Raw genomic sequence first — 17,988 nt, 5'->3', positions numbered from 1 at the left:
GCCTGACCATTGTGTTGGCCCGGCGACTTGCCCATAAAGGTCCTGTTTTGCTCATGGACCGCATCATCCGTTGAAGAAGCTTTTTCCAATCGTCGCGTTCATAGCCGTTGCATTGATCAGCATGACCATGGCGGGGTTCGCTTATTTCGCGACGCAGGAGGCCGCCCGCATTAAGTTCGAAGGGGCGGCCGATGACGCCCTCAACCGGATCGAGAGCCGCATCGACCTGCATCTGTCGCTGTTGCGCTCGACACAGGCCCTGTTCGATGCGCGCAACGGCGATATTTCCCAGAGCGAGTTCAAGGCCTTCTTCAAGGCGCTGGATATCGACAGCAATTTTGCCGGCCTGCGCGGCATCGGCTTCCTGCGGCTGGTCAAGACGGGCGACGAAGCCGCAGTGGAGCGCGACATCCTCCACGATTTCGGCGCCAGCCATCCGGTCTATCCGGATACGACGCAGCCCTGGCGCACGCCGATAGCCCTTTTCGAGCCGCTGGATCCGTCCAACCAGGCCAGCATCGGCTATGACATGTTCAGCGAGCCGGTGCGGCGCGTGGCGATCGAAAAGGCGATGGCCGACGACCAGCAGCATGCAAGCGGGCTGGTGCAGCTCGGCCAGGGCACGGGCGTCGCGCAGACCTTCACCGGGTTCCTGGTCTTCGTGCGGCTCAATGTAGAAACGGCGCCGGAGGTCATCAACGCATCGCGATCCTCGACCGCCGGCTTTCTCTATGCCGCCTTCCGGGCCCGGGACCTGTTCCAGATCGCGCTGAGCCGTGCGCCGCTGCTGCCGGTCAACACAGAGATTTACGACGGAGCGGTGAACGGCGACAATCTGTTGTTCCGCTCGGAGACGCCACCGGTTTCATCCCTGGGAGACCGGCTGCTGGTCACCCGCAAGATGACCGTGGCGGGGCGCCCTTGGACCGTTTTGTTCAGGCCGACCAGCGCCTTCTCGCAACCCTCGTCGCGCGCCATCCCCGTCATGCTGGGAATGTTCGGCCTGCTCCTGGCCGGTGCCATCGCTCTGGTGGCGCGCTACCAGGAGCGGGCCTATGACGCGGTATCGGCCTTGCATGAGACAATGGAAAAGAGCCTGCTCGAAAAGGACCTGATGCTGCAGGAGATGAAGCATCGCATCAAGAACTCGATCACCAGGGTGCTGGCGATCGCGCGGCAGACGGCGTCGCGGGCCACCGACGTCAATGAGTTCTCCGCTTCCTTCTCGGCCAGGCTGCAGGCGATGGCCGCCTCGCAGGATATGCTGACGCGCTCGCGCTGGCAGAAAGCCGACCTTGCCGATCTGCTGCGAATCGAGCTCGGCCAGGTGTTCGGCAAGGAACTGCCGGAGGGTCTCCTGTCAGGCCCGGAGGTGCTGCTCGACGAAACCACGACGCAGGCGCTTGGCCTGACCTTTCACGAACTCGCCACCAATGCGCTGAAATATGGTGAAGCCGGCAATTCCGCCAATTCCTCCAAGGGAGATTGGGCGCTGAAAGTGAACTGGTCGCTGGAAGGGCGTGGGCGCGAGCGGATGCTGGCGCTGAACTGGCGGGAAGTCGGGAAAAACAGGATCGAGGCGCCGGCCGTAACCGGATTCGGCACCAAACTGATCGACCTCAACGTCACGCGCGAATTGCGCGGCACGATCAAGCGCGATTTCCAGGCTGACGGCCTGAAGGTGGAAATCAGAATTCCGTTGGTCGGCTAAAATCCTGCCGGTCGCCAGCGTCGAACGCTAAGAAAATCCGGAGGCCGGACACGGCCCCCGGATCTGTATTCCATCAGAGCGGTTCAGCGTTTCATGGAATCGCCGAACAGCGCCTGGAAATGCTTCGATCGCTGAATTAGTTGCAGCGGGCCGTGTAGATCCGGCCGCGATGATCGCGATACTGGCAGTAGCCGTTGCGCAGGTTGCGAACCAGCAGGCCGGACCCGGCACCGACGGCCGCGCCGATCAGCGCGCCCTTGCCGCCGCCGACCAATCCGCCTACGCCCGCGCCGATCAAGCCGCCGCCGACGACGTCCTGCTCAGTCGTGGTGCAGCCGCTGACGGCAACCACCGCAACCATGGCAATAAGTATTTTCCGCATAGAGTCACTCCTCACTTGTGTCCACACTTTAGTAAGCTCCAACCGCCATTTAGCACGAAACGATGGCCTTTGCTGCTGCAAATTTATTGTTGGCTAAGGTGGTCTTTTTCTGGGCGGATCGTGTTCGATGCCATGACGAGGTTGGAAATCACCAACGAAGCGTCAAGACTACCGTCTGGCCGCACCTTCCAGGCAATTTGATCGTAGTCGTCCTCCAGCGCGGGGTCGACCGCGAGGCATTTGGCGACAATATGCTGCGCCTGTCCCTGTACGTCGCCCATCGCGAAGGGGCGCTCAGCGGTGCATTCGTCGGCTGTTGCAAAAACACTGACTGGGACCTGCAATTCCCGACATTCGGCCATCGAGTTCGAGCAACCAATCACCAGTAACAACGCGGCTATGTGTTCCATGACAGATGTTCCTCTGGCCGCAATAACGGCCAACATCGTCAAAAAGTTCCTGTCCTTCCAAGGGAGTTACGCGAATACTTGGATGACAACAGGGCAGGACCTGAGTCAGGTCGACTGCCAGACAACGACCAGCAACATTGTCACGGTCAAGGCAAGAAGGAGCCCCTTCGCCAACCCTTATCTGCTCGAGGGGGTGTTTCTACGGAGGATTCGGCTTCCAGAAATTCGCCCATCGAAATACGTGCGGCTTGTTCCAGTCTGTTCATGTCGGCGACTGTCAAGACATCCTCCGGTATCGCGCTGCAAGCCTGCAAACAATGTCCGACGGCGGGGCAGGTTCCGGCGGTATCCGGGAAAACAGCATCCGCCCTTATGGTGAATAGCCGGTTAAGAATCGCTGCTTGCCGAGGCTCTCACTGCGTCTCGAAATTGCTGTGCGGAACGACAAGGCGATATTCGAGGTGGCCGCCGCCGATATTGAGGTCCGCGGTTCCGTTCAGGGATGCTGGCACCACCCGCTCCAAGGCGACGCTGCCGAATCGCTTTTGACCGCCGCGATCGTTGTCGGTCCCTATCTTTTCGGCCCATGTCAAAGACAGGGCTACCTCCCCAGTGGCGGCGGCGTCGAGGTTGGCGATGACCTCGACGAAACCGTCAGGCCGGGACAGGGCGCCATAGCTGACGGAGTTGACGGCGAGTTCGTGCATCGCCAGGCCGATATGCAGCGCGGCGTTGGGATTGAGGTAGGGATTGGCGCCACGGAAGCGCAGGCTGTGCGATGGGTTCGCTCCGTAGCGGCCGACCTGGCTCGCCACCAGCTCATGAAGGGCTGCCCCTCGCCAGTTGGAGGATGTCACCAGATCCTGGGAGGACGCCAGCGACTGCAGCCGGCCGCGGAAGCGCGTCAGGAAGTCGCCGACGCCGTCGGAATAACGACCGGTCTGGGTCGCGATGCTCTGGATGATCGCCAGCAGGTTTTTCGAGCGGTGGCTGACTTCACGCAGCAGCGTCGTCAATGTCTGTTCGCGCCGCTTCTGCTCGGTCGTCTCGACCATGGTGGTGACGACGCCTTGTACATCGCCATCGTCGCCTCGGTCGGCATCGACCCAAATCTGAAACCAGCGGACGCCATTCTCGACCGGAACACTGATTTCAAGGCGCTGAGGATCGCCGGTCGCGACCACATCGTGCTTGGCGGCGCCGATGCGATCGGCCTGCGCCGTCTGCAGGATGCCGTTCCCGTCGGCATCGTCGGAAGCCCAGGGCGCGCGCATGTTGCGGGCCCATACGGTCTTCATCTCGCGATCCTGGTAAAGGACGGAAATGCCGGCATTGTGCAGCGCGTGGAGAAGAGCCCGACCAAGCTGCATGCCACTTTCGGCCGGATGCATGGCGATGACTTCATCGCTCCGTGCGCCTTCCGTTCTATCTGAAGTCCTGGAGCGCATCGATCAATCTGTCCACCCAACTCTGAACGGCTCACTGTCGAATGGGTTCCCCCCTAAAAGCGGTCCGCCGGACGGTGTCCATTGAAGGACCCCGCCCGGCGGTGGCTGGAAACCGTTTGAGGGGTGCGGCTTCCAGTGTTCGCCTATGAGCCCCAGGCTCATGCCCTCTTGAACAGGCCGGCCAGAAGCGAAATGACCAGGAAGGCGAGGAAGATAAAGAACAATATCTGGGCGATACCGGCGGAGGTGCCAGCGATGCCGCCGAAACCAAGCGCGCCGGCAATAATCGCCACGACGAGAAATACGAGCGCCCAGTACAGCATGGTTCATCTCCTTCGAATGATGCGATAAAAACGTGGATGGATGCGGTTTGTTCCACCATTCGCCGAAAAAGACGGGGCTTGCAAATCGTTCCGGGCAGCGCCGGCTGGAAATTCGCCGGTAGCCGATCCGGCTTGTCAAAAAAGGCCGACGGATGGGTCGCATCCGGCGGCCTTTCTTTGATCTTGTCCGGCTTCCGGAGGCCGCGATCTATGCGGCAGCCTTGGCCTGCCGATCGAAGAACAGCGCCTGGCTGATCAGCGCCTTCACCATGTCGGGATTGAACGGCTTGGTCACGAGGAAGGCGGGTTCGGGGCGCTCTCCGGTCAGGAGACGCTCGGGAAAGGCGGTGATGAATATCACCGGCACCGATGTCGAGGAGAGGATTTCGTTCACGGCCTCGATGCCTGAGCTGCCGTCGGCGAGCTGAATATCGGCCAGCACCATCTTCGGTCGGGTCTTGCCGAACATCGTCACCGCTTCGGCATGGGTACGCGCCGTTCCAACCACCCGATGACCGAGGCTCTCGACCATCTCCTCTATGTCCATGGCAATCAGCGGTTCATCCTCGATGATCAGCACGTCGGTCGCCACCTGGCGTGAAATCTCGTTGCTTGCCTGAGCAAGCAACTCGGAGAATTGCTGGTCGCCGACATCGAGGATTTCGGCCGCCTCGTCCTCGCTGAAACCTTCGACGGCAACCAGCAGGAAGGCTTGGCGCGGAAGCGGCGCGATGGCATTGAGATTGGCGGCCGCGCGCTGTTCCCACGCCGATTGTGCCTGCTCCTGCGGGACGCGGATGGCAACCGATGTGAAGAGCTTGGCGAAAACCTTGTACAAGGCGATCCGGTCACTCGATGCCTCGGGGAAGATCTCGATGTCGGCGATGATGGCTTCGAGCATCGCGGCGACCAGCGCGTCGCCGCTCTCTTGCGATCCCGAGACGGCACGCGAAAAGCGGCGCAGGAACGGCAGGTGCGGTGCGATGGTGGCGGATAAACTCATGGTAAGACGTCTCCCTCAGATGACGCGAGTGCGCGGATTGCAGGTCAAGCTTGTTGCAAGCCCCGCTAATACAACGCGGGTTTTCCGAAAAAGTTCCGGCCTATATGGAACGAATAGACGGGAACGGCGTTTGATGTCGGGATGGGCAACCCAGACGAGGGTGTCGCTTGCCTTGTGTTGTGTTGTTATGGGCGGCGTGGGCGCTGGGACTATAAGGGCGAAATGAAGGATATGACGAAAGATATTTTGGCTGGCGCCGCGGGCAGGCGCCGGAACGGTGCCGGCGACCCGCTGGGGCCGAACTCCGAAATCGGACGCAAACTCAAACAATATTACGACGAGCTGGTCTCCGACAATGTGCCGGATCGCTTCGCCCAGTTGCTCAGCCAACTGGAACAAGCCGAACCCGCACAGAAGAAGGACTAGATCATGGCCGCGGTCTCCCAAGGCTTCAAGACCGATCTGCTTGGGGCAATCCCGAGCTTGCGGGCCTTTGCCGTGTCGCTGACGCAGAATGCCGACAAGGCCGATGACCTCGTTCAGGAAACGCTGGTCAAGGCCTGGGACAAGCATGAGAGCTTCCAGCCTGGCACCAATCTCAAGGCATGGCTTTTCACGATCCTGCGCAACGAATTCTATTCGCAGATGCGCAAGCGCGGCCGCGAGGTGCAGGACAGCGACGGCATCATGACGGCCCGGCTTGCGGTGCATCCGGCACAGCACGGCCAGCTCGACCTCAAGGATTTTCGCGGCGCCCTCGAGCAATTACCGGAGGACCAGCGCGAAGCCATCATCCTGATCGGCGCATCGGGATTCTCCTACGAGGAGGCCGCCGAAATCTGCGGTTGCGCGGTCGGAACGATCAAGAGCCGCGTCAGCAGGGCTCGTACACGCCTTCAGGAAATCCTGAAAATCTCCGGCGAGGACGAGTATGGTCCCGATGCGATCTCCGCCCAGGTCACGGGCACGGCGGCACATTGAAATACGGGCTGCATCACGGCAATTCGAGTGCCGTCGCGTCAGTCTTAGCCGGGGGAGCCGCGACCGTAGGCTAGCGCCACCGCTTCAACGAGGTCTTCGCCTGAATAGGGCTTGGTGACCAGCCTCACCCCGGGAAAGGATGCCTTGATCTCGTCCGCATCGGAGTAGCCGGACGCAAACACGAACGGGACGCCGGTCTCCCGCAGGCCCGCGGCGAATTCGAGCGTCGAAGCGCCGCCCAGCATCAGATCGACAATGGCCGCGTCGAAATGCGTCGCGACCTTACGGCCGTCGATCTCGGCCAGGTCCCGGGCAACCACCACCTCGCCCGCACCGTGGTCACGGCAGAGTTGCTCGACATCCATGGCTATGAGGAATTCATCCTCCAAGACAAGAATGCGCAATCCGTCAAGTAATTGGGGCACAGGCAATCGCTCCTTGAAACGCCGGGATTCATGATCGCAATTTGGTGTCTTGTCATTTAAAAAAGACATGCGCCGGCGACGAAACAGCGATCTTGGGCAAGCGCGTGAAACTGGCCTGCCGACCGGCAGACTTTCGCAACGGGGGATCGAAATGCCAAGCCAGATCGGGCGCTCTTCTTCAAGCCGGCAATATCCTTGCGAGCAGTGCCCATTACGGCCCTTGCCGGTGTTCCGGGAGTTCGAGAAACCGGAGCTGGCCTTCATCAGTAAATTCAAGAAGGGCGAGCTCACGGTCGACAAGGGTGCCACTGTTCTCGTGGAAGGAAGCCACAGCGCCCATCTCTACACCGTGCTGTCCGGCTGGGCATTTCGCTACAAGCTGTTGCAGGACGGCCGCCGACAGATCCTCAATTATCTCATGCCTGGCGATCTCATCGGCCTGCAAGGCAGCGTCATGGGGGAGATGCAGCATTCCGTCGAGGCCCTGTCGCCGATGCTGCTTTGCGTGTTCGAACGCGATAACCTGCATGAACTCTACCGCAACCATCCCGGTCTCGCCTACGACATCACCTGGATCGCGTCGCGCGAAGAGCGCATGCTGGACGAGAACCTGCTCAGTCTCGGCCGCCGCAGCGCGATCGAGCGTGCCGCCTATCTTATCGCCTTCATCGCCAGCCGCGCCAAGGTCGTCGGACTGAACGGCAAGCAAACCATCCAGATTCCGATCACGCAGCAGCACATCGCCGATACGCTTGGCCTGTCGCTCGTTCACACCAACAAGACGATCCGCAAGCTGATGGACCGCCAGCTGATCGTCTGGCGCGACGGCGGTTGCGGGGTCGTCGACAATGAAGGGCTGAAGCAGCTCGCCGGCTGGGAGGGGCTGGGCGAGGGCCGCCGGCCATTGATCTGACACCGCACTTCTTGCCCGGGCGGCGGATCGGGTGCGCATGACCGGGTTTTCGGCTAGTTTGTCCGGGCATCGGAACTTTGGGACGCACGGCGCGTTTGAAATCGAGCAATCACAAGGAGTTAAGCAATGGCAACCGCCGCAAGCAAGACCGCCAACGAAGCGCGGACGAATCCGGATCTCGAAGCCGACATCAGGCAGTTGAAAGCCGATATCGACAAGCTCACCAAACAGCTGGCCAAGACCGGCGAACACGGCTACGGCACGGCGCGCCGGGCGGCGGCCGAAGGCGTCGAACAGCTGCGCGCCCAAGGTGAGGCCGCCTTGGACAGCCTGCGCGGCAACGCCAGGGATATTGAGGCGCAGATGGTGGCAAGCGTACGCGAAAAGCCGGTGACGTCTCTTGCAATCGCCGCTGGCGTCGGCTTCCTGTTCGCACTGCTGGCGCGTCGCTAGTTCCGCCGAGATGGGACTGCTGGCTTCCCTGCTCTCGGCTTTCGCCTCGGGTGAAACAATGGCCGCCGTGCGGCGCGCGCGCACGGCGGCCGTCGTCTACGCGTTTGCAGCGTTGGCGGCATTCTGCGGCCTCGGCTTCCTGGTCGGGGCAGCTTATATCTGGACGTCGGTGCGGTATGGATCGCTAGCTGCCGCGATTGGTTTCGGTGTCGGCTTCCTGGTAATCGCGGGCCTTGTTCTTCTGATCCACCGGCTGATGGCGGGCGCCCGGGTCCGCCGCGAGGCAAGGCGGCGCAAGGCCGACATGAAGGCGATCGGCATTACGGCCGCGCTCGCCGTGCTGCCGACATTGCTGAAGGGAAAAGGCGGACTAGGGGTTATTCTTGGTCCGGCCGTGGCACTGGCGGCCTATGCCATCTACCGCGAGAACGTGAAGCCGGACACCGATCATCCGGATGATGCCGGCGAGGGGTAGTATGTCGGGCATCTGGACTGCCTCGTCTCACTCCGACAGATCCTCCAGCGGCATCGATATTTCGGCGAAGACCCCGTCCGGCCGGAATTCATGGGTCACTTCGCTCGAAATGACCTTGGCCAGACTGCGCCGGATGAGGATCGAGCCAAAGCCGTGCCGCTCGGGAGGCGCAACTTCAGGACCGCCGCTTTCGCGCCAGGTGAAAACGAGGCGCGGTCGCCTTTCCTGCCTTGCGCCTTCCAGCCGAGATCAACCTTGCCCGATGCAACAGACAGCGATCCATATTGCAGCGCGTTGCTGGCCAGTTCGTGCAGGATCAGCCCGAGCCCGACGGCCTGATCAGGCGACAGCAACAGATCGGCGCCGGAGATCGTCAAGCGTGGCTGGTCGGCGGTGTCGAAGGGCTTGATCTCGATCTGGACGAGTTCACGGATGCCGATGCCGCGCCATTCGCGGTCGGACAGCAGACCATGGGCAATACCCAGGGCCTGAAGCCGCGCGCGGAAGGCCTCGAGGAATTCGCTCGGCTGGCGGGCATGGCGCACGGTCTGCGTCGCCAGCGCCTGGACCGTTGCCAGCGTGTTCTTGACACGGTGGTTGAGTTCTCTGAGCAGCAGCCGTTGCCGTTCGTCGCCAAGCTTGCGTTCCGAGATGTCGTAGTTGACGCCGAAAATCAGCGTCGGCTTGCCGTCGCCATCGCGCTCGATGACACTGCCGCGCGTGGCCACCCATCGCGGTGGATGAAAGCCTTTCACCCGGTATTCGCCGAAATAGTCGTCGCTGCCGGTCAAGGCGTCGCGAAAGCGGGTTTCGGTTTGATAGACGTCGCGCGGGTCGATGGCGGTCAGGATGTCGCGCGCCCGCAAACGCGTCGAGCGCGGCAGGTTGAACAGTTCGGACAGCCTGACGTCGCACTCGATCATGTCCGTGCGGATGTCCCATGCCCAGCTGGCGAGCGACGCCGCGTCGAGGGCGATGGCGCGCCGCTTTTCCTCGCGCGCCAGTGCGGCCTCGGCGATCGCGCCGCTGCGGGTTGCATCCTTCAGGGTGAACAGGCTGCCGGCGAGACCGGCGAGCATCGTCAACTGGTCCAGTGTGGCGGTGGATGGAAAGACATGGGGTTTGCGATCCATCACGCACAGCGTGCCGATCCTGGCGCCGGCCACGAGCATCGGCGCGCCTGCGTAGAAGCGCACATGATGCTCGCCTGTGACCAGCGGGTTGTTCTTGAAGCGGGGATCCGCCGTCGCATCGGTCACCACCATGGGGCCGTCACCGGCGGCGATGGCGTGGGCGCAGAAGGAAATTCTGGTCGCCGTTTCCGTTTCGTCGAGGCCAAAGCCATGACTTGAACCATTGCCGCTCGAGATCGACAAGCGTGACCAGCGCTATCGGTGCCTGCATTACGGCCGCGGCGAGGTTGCTGATGCGGTTGAAATCCACGTCGATCGTCGAATCGATCACCTCCAGCCCACGCAGCACGGCGAGCCGGTCTTCGTCCTTCACCGCGCGCGCGACCTCGGCTGGCAGACCCAGCGCTGCTTCCGCCTTGCTGCTCACCCAAGTCCCCAATGCCCAGTCCCGACTTCCGCCGTCCTGTTGGTCTCTTCGCCGGCACTGGTCCGGCTTGCCTGGAACCATCCTAGCGAGGAACCGTTACCCGACCATGTTTTGCCGGCCGCGTCAGCCGGCGCAAATCGAGACAAGGGCCGATCATGACCAAGATCATTCCCGAAAACAAAGCGCGTCAGGGACGGTGGGGCTGGCATGTCTTGTATATCCTGATCGCCGCGCTGCTCCTGAGCTTCGCGGCCTGGGGTGCCGCTGAAATCTATGGCCGGGCGGCCAAGACACCGGCGACCGAGCAAGGAAGCGCGCCGGGCGGCTAGTTTTTTGGCTTTCGTCGTTCGAGACCGCATCAGGCAGCCTTTGCCTCGGCGATGCTGGACGGCACCAGGACGTTGAGCGCTCCGGGATGGATTTCGATCGTCGTCTCACGATCGAGCCTGACCAGTTCGCCATCCATCACGGCCCGGAACTTTCTGCCGCCGGAATGGATTTTCAGCACCGTACGGTCGGCTTGGTGAATTTCGACATGCTCGTTGTCGCGCCACTTGCCGCGCGCAATGTCGAACAAGAACTTGAGCAGTTCGGCGCGTTGCTGCGCCACCGTCACATAGATACCGAGCACGCCGCCGGCAGGGTTGTCGGCATAAGGCAGATGGCCTTCGCCGAACAGATTGTTGGTGACGCCGATGCCTGATATGCGCGCCGTCACCTCGGCGTCGCCGATGCCGAGCGTGACGTTCATCGCCGGCGGGTTCTTGATCGTTGCCCAGGCCGCCTTGGCCGAAGCCCTGATCTTGCCCAGGCGCGAACCGAATTCCATCCCCTGGCGCAACTGCACCATCTTGGCGTGCATGCCGATCGAGAACTGGTGGACGAAGGGCTGGCCATTGGCCGTGGCCATGTCGACCGCGATGATTTCGCCGTCGGCGAAGGATTTCAGCGCGGCATCGAGCGACTGCGGAATGCCGAGGCCGCGCGCAAAAAGGTTCATCGTGCCGGCCGGCAGTATGGCGAGCGCCTTTTTCTTGCCCATCAGCCTCGCAGCCGCGGCCGAGATGGTGCCGTCACCGCCGCCGGCGAGCACGACATCGACGGCGCGGCGCGACACGGCGTTGTCGAGGGTTTCCACGACATCCCTGCCGGCAACGATATCGATGCTGAGAGCGTGGCCCGCCGATTCCAGCGTCTGACGCATCCGGTCGGAGAAAGCCGAGATATCGGTGGTGCGCAAGGTGCCGCCGTCTCGGTTCAGCACCGCTGCAAATTTCATGCTCCGCTCCGCCGATCAATCACAACCTGACCAGGACGCGCCCAGCCGGAGGCTGAACGCGGCGGACTTGGAAAGGTTCCGGTTGCGCCGCAATCCAGGCCGGATTCGAAGCTGGGTAGCGCGCATTCGCTTCGTGGGAACAACAGCATGGTCACGACGTTGTGAACCTGTAGAGATGCCGCGTCCGATCTCCCCAGCGACGGTTCAACCGGGCGCGGCGTGCACGAAATCAGCACGAGGAGAGACTATCATGATCCGCACCCTTTTAGCCACGACCGCCCTTGCGACAATGGTCGCGACCGGTGCCTTCGCCCAAAGCACTGCAACCCCGGCCCCCGCGAAGCAGCCTGCGACGCAGGAGCCGGCCGCGCCGGTGGTGCACGCTGAGGGCAGCATCGTCACCAATATCATCGGCGAAACCGTCTACAACGGCACTGGCGACAATGCCGAGAATATCGGCAAGGTCACTGATGTCGTCTTCGACAAGGACGGCATGGTGAAATCCGTCGTCATCGGTGTCGGCGGCTTCCTTGGCGTCGGAACCAAGAACGTCGCCTTTGACTATGACAAGCTGCAGTGGGCCGAGAAGAACGGTGACCGCTGGCTGGTCGCGCAGACGACCAAGGACGAGCTGACGGCGCATCCGGAATTCGACAGCAAGGCTTATGCGCTGGCCCCGGCCGCATCGACGACTGCCCAGGCGCCGGCCACGTCGACAGACACCGCACAGAAGCCCGCGGAGGCGAATGCGGAACCGGTGAAACAGGCTGATGGCAATCTGGCCACAAACATCATTGGCGAAAATGTCTACAACGGCACAGGCGACGACGCCCAGAAGATCGGCGACGTGAACGACATCGTGCTGACCAAGGAGGGCAAGGCGCAGTCGCTGATTATTGGCGTGGGCGGCTTCCTCGGCATGGGCGAGAAGAACGTCGCCTATGATTTCGCCAAGGCGCAGTGGGCACAGAAGAATGGCGACCGCTGGCTGGTTGCGCAGACCACCAAGGAAGAACTGCAGGCGCAGCCGGACTTCAACCGCAAGGCTTATGATCCGGTGCCGGCCACGACGGCATCGAACGAGCCGGCGGCAACCGCCCCCGCCACCGCGACGGCTCCTGCTGCCGCTCCGGCGGACAAGACGGCGGCGGCGCCGGCTGACGCCACCGCTCCCGACCAGACAAAGACCGCGGCCATCGACAAGTCGAAGCTGACGGAGATGCCGATTGGCGAGATCAGGGCTGACGATCTGAAGGGCACGACCGTCTATGGCGCCAACGACGCCAAGGTCGGCGAGATCGGCGATGTCGTGCTGGCGCCCGACAAGAAAACCGATGCTGTGATCGTCGACGTCGGCGGCTTCCTCGGCATCGGTTCGAAGGAGGTCGCGGTTGGCATGGATAATTTGAAGTTCATGACCGACAAGGACGGCAAGAAGTACCTCTATACGACCTTCACCAAGGAGCAGCTCGAGAAGCAAGCGGCTTACGACAAGGGCTCCTACGCGCAGAAGCGCGACGAGCAGCGTCTGATCGTTCGATAGGCAAGGAAACGGGCGGTAGGGGAGATCCCTTACCGCCCTGCCTGCGACCTTGCGTATCCAGTCACCCCGTTTTCCGTCAGTTCCGAGAGTGCAAGCGACTGGTCGAGATGTTCGGCCCGCCAGGCAAGCAGCCTTTCGGCGAATTCCAGGCGGGTGGAGCGATGTGCCGGACTGCTGGCGAGGTTCTTAATTCGCCAGGGTCGTTCTCCATGTCGAAGAGCAAAGGCGGCAAGCCCCCGCCAAAATGCACGTATTTGAATTTCTGCGTGCGGATGACAGCGAGGTTGCACTGGCGCGAGGTAAGGCCGAAGTGCCGTTCGGCTTCACCGTCCGCGACCGAGCGAAAGTCGAACTCCCAGTGCGCGGCGTCGCGCCAAACGGCGGGCGTTCCACCGCTCAGGAAGGGTTTCAGCGAGCACCCGTCAAGATGCGGTTCGGGAGCCACGCCGAGCAGGTCGATGAGCGTAGGCAAAATGTCCACAGCTTCGGTGAAGCGATCGACAGTGCTGCCAGCGGCCTTGCGATGGCGGGGATCGCGGATGATCAGCGGGATGTGATAGCTGCCGTCGAAATAACCGCCTTTGCCCAGCATGAAATGGTCGCCCATCATTTCGGCGTGGTCGGAGGTGAGCACGATGATGGTGTTGTCCCAGGCGCCTTCGGTCTTCAGCGCTTGCCAGAGGCGGCCGAGCTGTGCGTCGACTTCGGAGATCATGCCGTAATAGATGGCTCGGATGCGGCGGAAATCATCCTCGCTCCAGTCGTGTACCTTGCCCGTGGCACCGGGGCGGAACCTTGCGCGGTTTTGCCGGCCAAGATCATAGGCGATGTAGGGGTGGCCCTGAGATTCGGCTCGCCAACTTTCCGCACGGTGAAAAGCCGGGCCGTCCGCCGGATCGTATCGGGTGTTGTACGGTTCCGGCACAATGAAGGGCGGATGCGGGCTGATAAAGGAAAGATGGGCAAACCATGGCGCGGCCTCCTCTTGCTCGCCCAGCCAGCGCATGAATTCGCCGGCAAGGAAAGCCGTTGGCGTCTGGTCCTTGGAGTAGACGGGTGGCGCTTCAGTCACCGCACCATCCGCCTCGCCCACGGGACGATGGATGTCGGGACTTCCAGCGCTGGCATCGATGCCCTGCTGCTTCAGCCATGACAGCCACTGTTTCTGATGTTCGGGGAGCAATTGGCGCACCGTGAAGCCGGGCAGCACGCCTTCATAGCTGTGCAATCGTGGATCACCCGCTGCCAGCTGGCGCGGGTCGAGCGACACGTCGGTATAGCCGAACAAGGTCGGATCGTAACCGACGCTGCGCGCGGCAAGCGCGATGTTGCCGTGGCGGGCATCGAGCGGCGTGCCGTTGCGGCAGACACGGTTGTTCATCTGATAGAGGCCTGTGTAGAGGCAGGCGCGCGCGGGCGAGCACGGAGCCGCGCCGCCGTAGTGGCGCTTGAACAGCACACCTTCGGCGGCCAGCGCATCGGCATTCGGCGTCTTCACCTGGAGATGGCCGGCAGTCGACAGGCAGTCACCGCGCCACTGGTCGCAGGTAATGAGGAGGACATTTGGCCGCCTGCCTTTTCCAGTCACTTGCGCTACCCCTTCCCAGCACGTTCGAATGCGCACATGGAAGCGATTCCATCAGCCGCGCAAGGCCAGGGCCGTTGGCAGAATGGTGAACGAGTTTCTTGTCACTGTTCACTTTTACAGCACAGTCCATTCTGTGTTTGCGGCCTTTGCCCCAACAGATCGTGTCCTCATATTGGCGTGGACAGCGGCGAGGGCCGCACACACACCAAGGGAAGGAGCAGAGACCATGCTCGACCAGATCAAGGGCCTGCATCACGTCACCTCGATGGCCAGGGATGCACGGCAGAACAATGATTTCTTCACCCACAAGCTCGGCTTGCGCCGGGTCAAGAAGACGGTCAATTTCGACGCGCCTGATGTCTACCATCTCTACTATGCCGACGAGGTCGGAACGCCGGGTTCGGTGATGACCTATTTTCCGTTTCCCAACATCGGCAAAGGCCGCCATGGCGTCGGCGAAGTCGGCACCACGGTCTACTCCGTGCCGGACGGCACGCTCGCCTATTGGGAAAAACGCTTCACCGACGAAGGTGTAGCCAATGTCGCCCGTGAGGAAAGTTTTGGCCAGAAGCGGCTCAGATTTGACGGTCCGGACAGCGACGGCTTTGCCCTCGTCGAGGACAAGGCCGACACCAGGGCGCCCTGGGTGAAGGGCGGTGTTGCCGCTGACGAGGCGATCCGCGGCTTTCATTCGGTTTCGCTGAGGCTGAAGGATGGAGGCGCCACCGAGGAGCTTTTGAAGTTCATGGGCTACGAGGAAGTCGACAAGTCAGGCAATGTCAGGCGGCTCGCCGTCAAGAACGGCAACGGCGCCGATGTCGTCGACATCGAATCGCTGCCGACGGCCCCCTTCGCCGATCTCGGCGCCGGCTCCGTCCATCATGTCGCCTTCGCCGTAGAGAACCGCGCCAAGCAGCTTGAAGTGCGCAAAGCGCTGATGGATACAGGCTATGGCGTGACGCCGGTGATCGACCGCGACTATTTCTGGGCGATCTATTTCCGCACGCCCGGTGGCGTGCTGTTCGAAGTCGCCACCAACGAGCCGGGCTTTGACCGTGATGAGGACACCGCCCATCTCGGCGAGGCGCTGAAGCTGCCCACCCAGCATCAGCACCTGCGGCCCTATCTCGAACAGCATCTGCAGAAGCTGGAGGGCTGAGCGATGAGCAAGGACGCTTTCATCCACAAGATGCTGCCCGGTTCGCCGGGTGGTCCGCTGCTCTTCGTCTTCCATGGCACGGGCGGCGACGAGAGCCAGCTTGTCTCGCTGGGGCGCGATCTGGCGCCCCAGGCCACCATCATCTCGCCGCGCGGCGATGTTTCAGAACAAGGTGCCGCGCGTTTCTTCCGCCGCACCGGCGAAGGCGTCTACGACATGGACGACCTTGCGCGGGCGACGGGCAAGATGGTGGGCTTCGTCAAGGCCCATGTCGAGGCGACGACGCCATCGGCCGTGCTCGGCCTCGGCTATTCCAACGGCGCCAACATCCTGGCCTCGCTGGTGTTCGAAGCCCCTGATCTTTTCGACGCCGCGGTGCTGATGCATCCGCTGATCCCGTTCGAGCCGGAGGTGAAAGGCAGCCTTGCCGGCCGTCAGATCCTGGTGACCGCCGGCAGGCGCGATCCGATCTGCCCGCCGAACCTGACGGCGCGGCTCGAAGCCTATTTGCGTGCCGATGGCGCCGATGTCACAGTGGAGTGGCACGAAGGCGGGCACGAGGTGCGGCCAAACGAAATCGAGGCGGCGCGGCGGCTTTTTGCCGGTGCCCAAGGAGTGTAAAGAGATGCCCGATCAGCTGCCAGAGATCGAACTTGAAGATCGCGGTTCCAAGGGTCGCTACGTCCTGCGCGGCGCCGGCGGCGCCGAAGCCGAAATGACCTTCACCAAGATCGGCGAGCACCAGCTCATCATCGATCACACCGAAGTGCCGGACGCCTTTCGCGGCCAGGGCGCCGGGCTTCGGCTCGTCACCCGCGCCGTCGAGGATGCGCGGGCGGCGGGCAAGAAGATCATCCCGCTCTGCCCGTTCGCCAACGCCCAGTTCCGCCGCCATCCGGAATGGGCCGACGTGCTGAAGCAATAGGTCGGACAGGCTTTGTCATTTGCGCGGGTAGCACATCTTGCCTAAGTGGGTATGATATATCGCTCCCGCGCCGATGAACGAACCGAATGACCCCCCTATGACCGAATCCGACCTCGTCCCCGTCTTCGACGGCCATAACGACACGCTGCTGAGGCTCTATCAGTCCAAGGACAGGGACGTCGAAAAGCTGTTCGTCGAAGGGAAATCGGGCGGCCATATCGACCTGCCGCGCGCCAAGGCCGGCGGATTCGCCGGTGGCATGTTCGCCATCTTCCCGCCGCCGGTCGAGAAAGCGCGGCGCAGCGCCGTGCCTTCGGCGCCGAGCGACAGCGAGCCGTTGCCGCCCGAGGTTCCGCGCGCCGATGCGCTCAACTCGACGATCGCGATGGCGTCGATCCTGTTCCGGCTGGAGCGTGCCGGCGCATTGGCGGTATGCCGCAGTGCCGGCGATGTGCGCCACGCCATGGCGCAAGGCACGGTTGCCGCAGTGTTCCACATCGAGGGCGTCGAGGCGATCGATCCTGAACTCACCATGCTCGACGTGCTGCATGCCGCGGGCCTGCGTTCGCTCGGCATCGTCTGGAGCCGGCCGAACGCGTTCGGCCACGGCGTGCCGTTCCGCTTTCCGTCCTCGCCCGACACCGGACCCGGCCTGACCGATGCCGGCAAGGCGCTGGTCAAGGCGTGCAACGAACTGAAGATCATGATCGACCTCTCGCATCTCAACGAGAAGGGCTTTCGCGATGTCGCTGAAATCAGCAATGCGCCGCTGGTCGCCACCCATTCCAACGTGCACGCGATCTGCGGCCATTCGCGCAATCTGACCGACTGGCAACTCGGCGCGATCCGCGAGTCCGGCGGCATGGTCGGCCTCAACTTCGCCACCGGCTTCCTGCGCGAGGACGGCCGCATGAATGCCGACACCAGCCTCGACATCATGGTGCGCCATATCGATTCCCTGCTGCAGGCTCTGGGCGAGGACGGCGTCGGTCTCGGCTCGGATTTCGACGGCGCCATGATCCCGGCCGTCATCGGCGACGTCGCCGGTCTGCCTAAACTCGTCGATGCGCTGGCGGCGCGCGGTTTCGGCCGCGCGCTGATCGAAAAGATCGCCTACCGCAACTGGCTAAGCATGCTCGAGCGCACGATCGGCTGAGCCGGCGCTACTTGTCGTAGCCCATGCGCTTCAGCCAATCCTTGCCGACGCCACGGTCGCGAATGATCGGCAACGGGTTTTCCGAATCGAGCCTGGCGCAGATCCGGTAGACCTCCAGGGTCTCCGCACTCATCTCGTCGCGCTTGTAGAAGAACATGGCGGCGGCGTAGCGCGTTCGGCCCGACCATTTCTCACCGAGCGGCGTGTTGACCAGTTCCCACTGTTCGGCGGCTTCGCCTTCTTCCTCGGCCATG

20 protein-coding genes and 2 pseudogenes are annotated in these 17,988 nt (G+C 62.5%); 12 read left to right on the top strand and 10 right to left on the bottom strand.

What is annotated here, in order from left to right:
- Positions 1 to 70: 70 nt before the first annotated feature.
- Positions 71 to 1,711, top strand: coding sequence for a CHASE domain-containing protein (locus EN850_RS24750; RefSeq protein WP_136092475.1), 1,641 nt, complete (start codon positions 71 to 73; stop codon positions 1,709 to 1,711).
- A gap of 136 nt (positions 1,712 to 1,847) precedes the next feature.
- On the opposite strand, the gene EN850_RS24745 is transcribed toward EN850_RS24750, so the two are convergent.
- The 5 genes from EN850_RS24745 to EN850_RS24725 all read right to left on the bottom strand — a co-directional run bounded on the left by EN850_RS24745 (position 1,848) and on the right by EN850_RS24725 (position 5,277).
- Positions 1,848 to 2,093: a YMGG-like glycine zipper-containing protein gene (locus tag EN850_RS24745; RefSeq protein ID WP_027141909.1), complete on the bottom strand. Its 246-nt coding sequence runs from the start codon at positions 2,091 to 2,093 to the stop codon at positions 1,848 to 1,850.
- Between the two features lie 83 nt (positions 2,094 to 2,176).
- Positions 2,177 to 2,503, bottom strand: a complete 327-nt coding sequence (locus tag EN850_RS24740; RefSeq protein WP_135863092.1) for a hypothetical protein — start codon at positions 2,501 to 2,503, stop codon at positions 2,177 to 2,179.
- Positions 2,504 to 2,916: 413 nt separating this feature from the next.
- On the bottom strand, positions 2,917 to 3,951 hold the full coding sequence (locus EN850_RS24735; RefSeq protein ID WP_136092474.1) for a sensor histidine kinase: 1,035 nt from the start codon (positions 3,949 to 3,951) through the stop codon (positions 2,917 to 2,919).
- A 158-nt stretch (positions 3,952 to 4,109) separates the two neighbouring features.
- Entirely contained in the window at positions 4,110 to 4,274 is a 165-nt protein-coding gene (locus EN850_RS24730) for a DUF1328 domain-containing protein (RefSeq protein WP_027031438.1), read from the bottom strand.
- 208 nt (positions 4,275 to 4,482) lie between these two features.
- Positions 4,483 to 5,277 (bottom strand): response regulator, encoded by a 795-nt coding sequence (locus EN850_RS24725; RefSeq protein ID WP_127280180.1) that lies wholly within the window; start codon positions 5,275 to 5,277, stop codon positions 4,483 to 4,485.
- 222 nt (positions 5,278 to 5,499) lie between these two features.
- On the opposite strand from EN850_RS24725, the gene EN850_RS24720 reads away from it, so the two are divergent.
- Together EN850_RS24720 and EN850_RS24715 are read left to right on the top strand one after the other, a co-directional pair.
- Complete coding sequence (locus EN850_RS24720) at positions 5,500 to 5,703, top strand: NepR family anti-sigma factor (RefSeq protein ID WP_127280183.1); 204 nt, start codon at positions 5,500 to 5,502, stop codon at positions 5,701 to 5,703.
- A 3-nt stretch (positions 5,704 to 5,706) separates the two neighbouring features.
- Positions 5,707 to 6,258 carry an RNA polymerase sigma factor gene (locus EN850_RS24715; RefSeq protein WP_010911883.1) on the top strand — a complete coding sequence of 184 codons (552 nt, stop codon included), beginning with the start codon at positions 5,707 to 5,709 and terminating at the stop codon, positions 6,256 to 6,258.
- 44 nt (positions 6,259 to 6,302) lie between these two features.
- Here the strand turns inward: EN850_RS24715 and EN850_RS24710 are convergent, their stop codons facing one another.
- Complete coding sequence (locus tag EN850_RS24710; protein WP_245464483.1) at positions 6,303 to 6,683, bottom strand: response regulator; 381 nt, start codon at positions 6,681 to 6,683, stop codon at positions 6,303 to 6,305.
- Between the two features lie 151 nt (positions 6,684 to 6,834).
- Between EN850_RS24710 and EN850_RS24705 the strand changes: the two genes are divergently transcribed.
- The 3 genes from EN850_RS24705 (at position 6,835) to EN850_RS24695 (ending at position 8,524) form a co-directional block, all read left to right on the top strand.
- Positions 6,835 to 7,596, top strand: a complete 762-nt coding sequence (locus EN850_RS24705) for a Crp/Fnr family transcriptional regulator (RefSeq protein WP_127872060.1) — start codon at positions 6,835 to 6,837, stop codon at positions 7,594 to 7,596.
- Positions 7,597 to 7,722: 126 nt separating this feature from the next.
- A complete protein-coding gene (locus EN850_RS24700; RefSeq protein WP_136092473.1) occupies positions 7,723 to 8,049 on the top strand; it encodes a DUF883 family protein in 327 nt (108 codons plus the stop codon).
- Between the two features lie 10 nt (positions 8,050 to 8,059).
- On the top strand, positions 8,060 to 8,524 hold the full coding sequence (locus EN850_RS24695) for a hypothetical protein (protein ID WP_135882123.1): 465 nt from the start codon (positions 8,060 to 8,062) through the stop codon (positions 8,522 to 8,524).
- Between the two features lie 27 nt (positions 8,525 to 8,551).
- On the opposite strand, the pseudogene EN850_RS24690 reads toward EN850_RS24695, so the two are convergent.
- Positions 8,552 to 10,084 (bottom strand): annotated as a pseudogene (locus EN850_RS24690) (HWE histidine kinase domain-containing protein).
- 155 nt (positions 10,085 to 10,239) lie between these two features.
- On the opposite strand from EN850_RS24690, the gene EN850_RS36465 reads away from it, so the two are divergent.
- Positions 10,240 to 10,413 (top strand): hypothetical protein, encoded by a 174-nt coding sequence (locus tag EN850_RS36465; protein ID WP_189343577.1) that lies wholly within the window; start codon positions 10,240 to 10,242, stop codon positions 10,411 to 10,413.
- Between the two features lie 29 nt (positions 10,414 to 10,442).
- Here EN850_RS36465 and EN850_RS24685 read toward each other — a convergent pair whose 3' ends face one another.
- Positions 10,443 to 11,363, bottom strand: coding sequence for a diacylglycerol kinase family protein (locus EN850_RS24685; RefSeq protein WP_135932644.1), 921 nt, complete (start codon positions 11,361 to 11,363; stop codon positions 10,443 to 10,445).
- A gap of 250 nt (positions 11,364 to 11,613) precedes the next feature.
- Here EN850_RS24685 and EN850_RS24680 point away from each other — a divergent pair, with 250 nt between their 5' ends.
- Positions 11,614 to 12,906: a PRC-barrel domain-containing protein gene (locus EN850_RS24680; protein ID WP_136092472.1), complete on the top strand. Its 1,293-nt coding sequence runs from the start codon at positions 11,614 to 11,616 to the stop codon at positions 12,904 to 12,906.
- Between the two features lie 29 nt (positions 12,907 to 12,935).
- On the opposite strand, the pseudogene EN850_RS24675 reads toward EN850_RS24680, so the two are convergent.
- Positions 12,936 to 14,494 (bottom strand): annotated as a pseudogene (locus tag EN850_RS24675) (alkaline phosphatase family protein).
- Positions 14,495 to 14,720: 226 nt separating this feature from the next.
- Here EN850_RS24675 and EN850_RS24670 point away from each other — a divergent pair.
- From EN850_RS24670 to EN850_RS24655, 4 genes are all read left to right on the top strand, one after another.
- On the top strand, positions 14,721 to 15,653 hold the full coding sequence (locus tag EN850_RS24670) for a VOC family protein (RefSeq protein WP_135932645.1): 933 nt from the start codon (positions 14,721 to 14,723) through the stop codon (positions 15,651 to 15,653).
- Between the two features lie 3 nt (positions 15,654 to 15,656).
- Positions 15,657 to 16,274: an alpha/beta hydrolase gene (locus EN850_RS24665; RefSeq protein WP_127278574.1), complete on the top strand. Its 618-nt coding sequence runs from the start codon at positions 15,657 to 15,659 to the stop codon at positions 16,272 to 16,274.
- A 4-nt stretch (positions 16,275 to 16,278) separates the two neighbouring features.
- Entirely contained in the window at positions 16,279 to 16,578 is a 300-nt protein-coding gene (locus EN850_RS24660) for a GNAT family N-acetyltransferase (RefSeq protein ID WP_015315410.1), read from the top strand.
- A 97-nt stretch (positions 16,579 to 16,675) separates the two neighbouring features.
- The gene (locus EN850_RS24655; RefSeq protein ID WP_136092471.1) at positions 16,676 to 17,734 is read left to right on the top strand and encodes a dipeptidase; all 1,059 of its coding nucleotides are present in this window, start codon (positions 16,676 to 16,678) and stop codon (positions 17,732 to 17,734) included.
- 7 nt (positions 17,735 to 17,741) lie between these two features.
- Here the strand turns inward: EN850_RS24655 and EN850_RS24650 are convergent, their stop codons facing one another.
- Positions 17,742 to 17,987 (bottom strand): hypothetical protein, encoded by a 246-nt coding sequence (locus tag EN850_RS24650; protein WP_127872049.1) that lies wholly within the window; start codon positions 17,985 to 17,987, stop codon positions 17,742 to 17,744.
- Position 17,988 lies beyond the last annotated feature (1 nt).

This window comes from Mesorhizobium sp. M8A.F.Ca.ET.207.01.1.1 (assembly GCF_004794715.1).
GTDB lineage: Bacteria > Pseudomonadota > Alphaproteobacteria > Rhizobiales > Rhizobiaceae > Mesorhizobium.
The sequence above is the reverse complement of the archived record's forward strand: the minus strand, read 5'-3'. Positions and strand labels throughout refer to the sequence as shown.

Coding starts and splice junctions, on each gene's coding strand:
- EN850_RS24700 (WP_136092473.1), top strand. CDS start 7,723: ATGGCAACCGCCGCAAGCAAGACCGCCAACGAAGCGCGGACGAATCCG.
- EN850_RS24695 (WP_135882123.1), top strand. CDS start 8,060: ATGGGACTGCTGGCTTCCCTGCTCTCGGCTTTCGCCTCGGGTGAAACA.
- EN850_RS24680 (WP_136092472.1), top strand. CDS start 11,614: ATGATCCGCACCCTTTTAGCCACGACCGCCCTTGCGACAATGGTCGCG.
- EN850_RS24705 (WP_127872060.1), top strand. CDS start 6,835: ATGCCAAGCCAGATCGGGCGCTCTTCTTCAAGCCGGCAATATCCTTGC.
- EN850_RS24660 (WP_015315410.1), top strand. CDS start 16,279: ATGCCCGATCAGCTGCCAGAGATCGAACTTGAAGATCGCGGTTCCAAG.
- EN850_RS24740 (WP_135863092.1), bottom strand. CDS start 2,503: ATGGAACACATAGCCGCGTTGTTACTGGTGATTGGTTGCTCGAACTCG.
- EN850_RS24650 (WP_127872049.1), bottom strand. CDS start 17,987: ATGGCCGAGGAAGAAGGCGAAGCCGCCGAACAGTGGGAACTGGTCAAC.
- EN850_RS24655 (WP_136092471.1), top strand. CDS start 16,676: ATGACCGAATCCGACCTCGTCCCCGTCTTCGACGGCCATAACGACACG.
- EN850_RS24725 (WP_127280180.1), bottom strand. CDS start 5,277: ATGAGTTTATCCGCCACCATCGCACCGCACCTGCCGTTCCTGCGCCGC.
- EN850_RS24735 (WP_136092474.1), bottom strand. CDS start 3,951: ATGCGCTCCAGGACTTCAGATAGAACGGAAGGCGCACGGAGCGATGAA.
- EN850_RS24685 (WP_135932644.1), bottom strand. CDS start 11,363: ATGAAATTTGCAGCGGTGCTGAACCGAGACGGCGGCACCTTGCGCACC.
- EN850_RS24715 (WP_010911883.1), top strand. CDS start 5,707: ATGGCCGCGGTCTCCCAAGGCTTCAAGACCGATCTGCTTGGGGCAATC.
- EN850_RS24745 (WP_027141909.1), bottom strand. CDS start 2,093: ATGCGGAAAATACTTATTGCCATGGTTGCGGTGGTTGCCGTCAGCGGC.
- EN850_RS36465 (WP_189343577.1), top strand. CDS start 10,240: ATGACCAAGATCATTCCCGAAAACAAAGCGCGTCAGGGACGGTGGGGC.
- EN850_RS24665 (WP_127278574.1), top strand. CDS start 15,657: ATGAGCAAGGACGCTTTCATCCACAAGATGCTGCCCGGTTCGCCGGGT.
- EN850_RS24670 (WP_135932645.1), top strand. CDS start 14,721: ATGCTCGACCAGATCAAGGGCCTGCATCACGTCACCTCGATGGCCAGG.
- EN850_RS24720 (WP_127280183.1), top strand. CDS start 5,500: ATGAAGGATATGACGAAAGATATTTTGGCTGGCGCCGCGGGCAGGCGC.
- EN850_RS24730 (WP_027031438.1), bottom strand. CDS start 4,274: ATGCTGTACTGGGCGCTCGTATTTCTCGTCGTGGCGATTATTGCCGGC.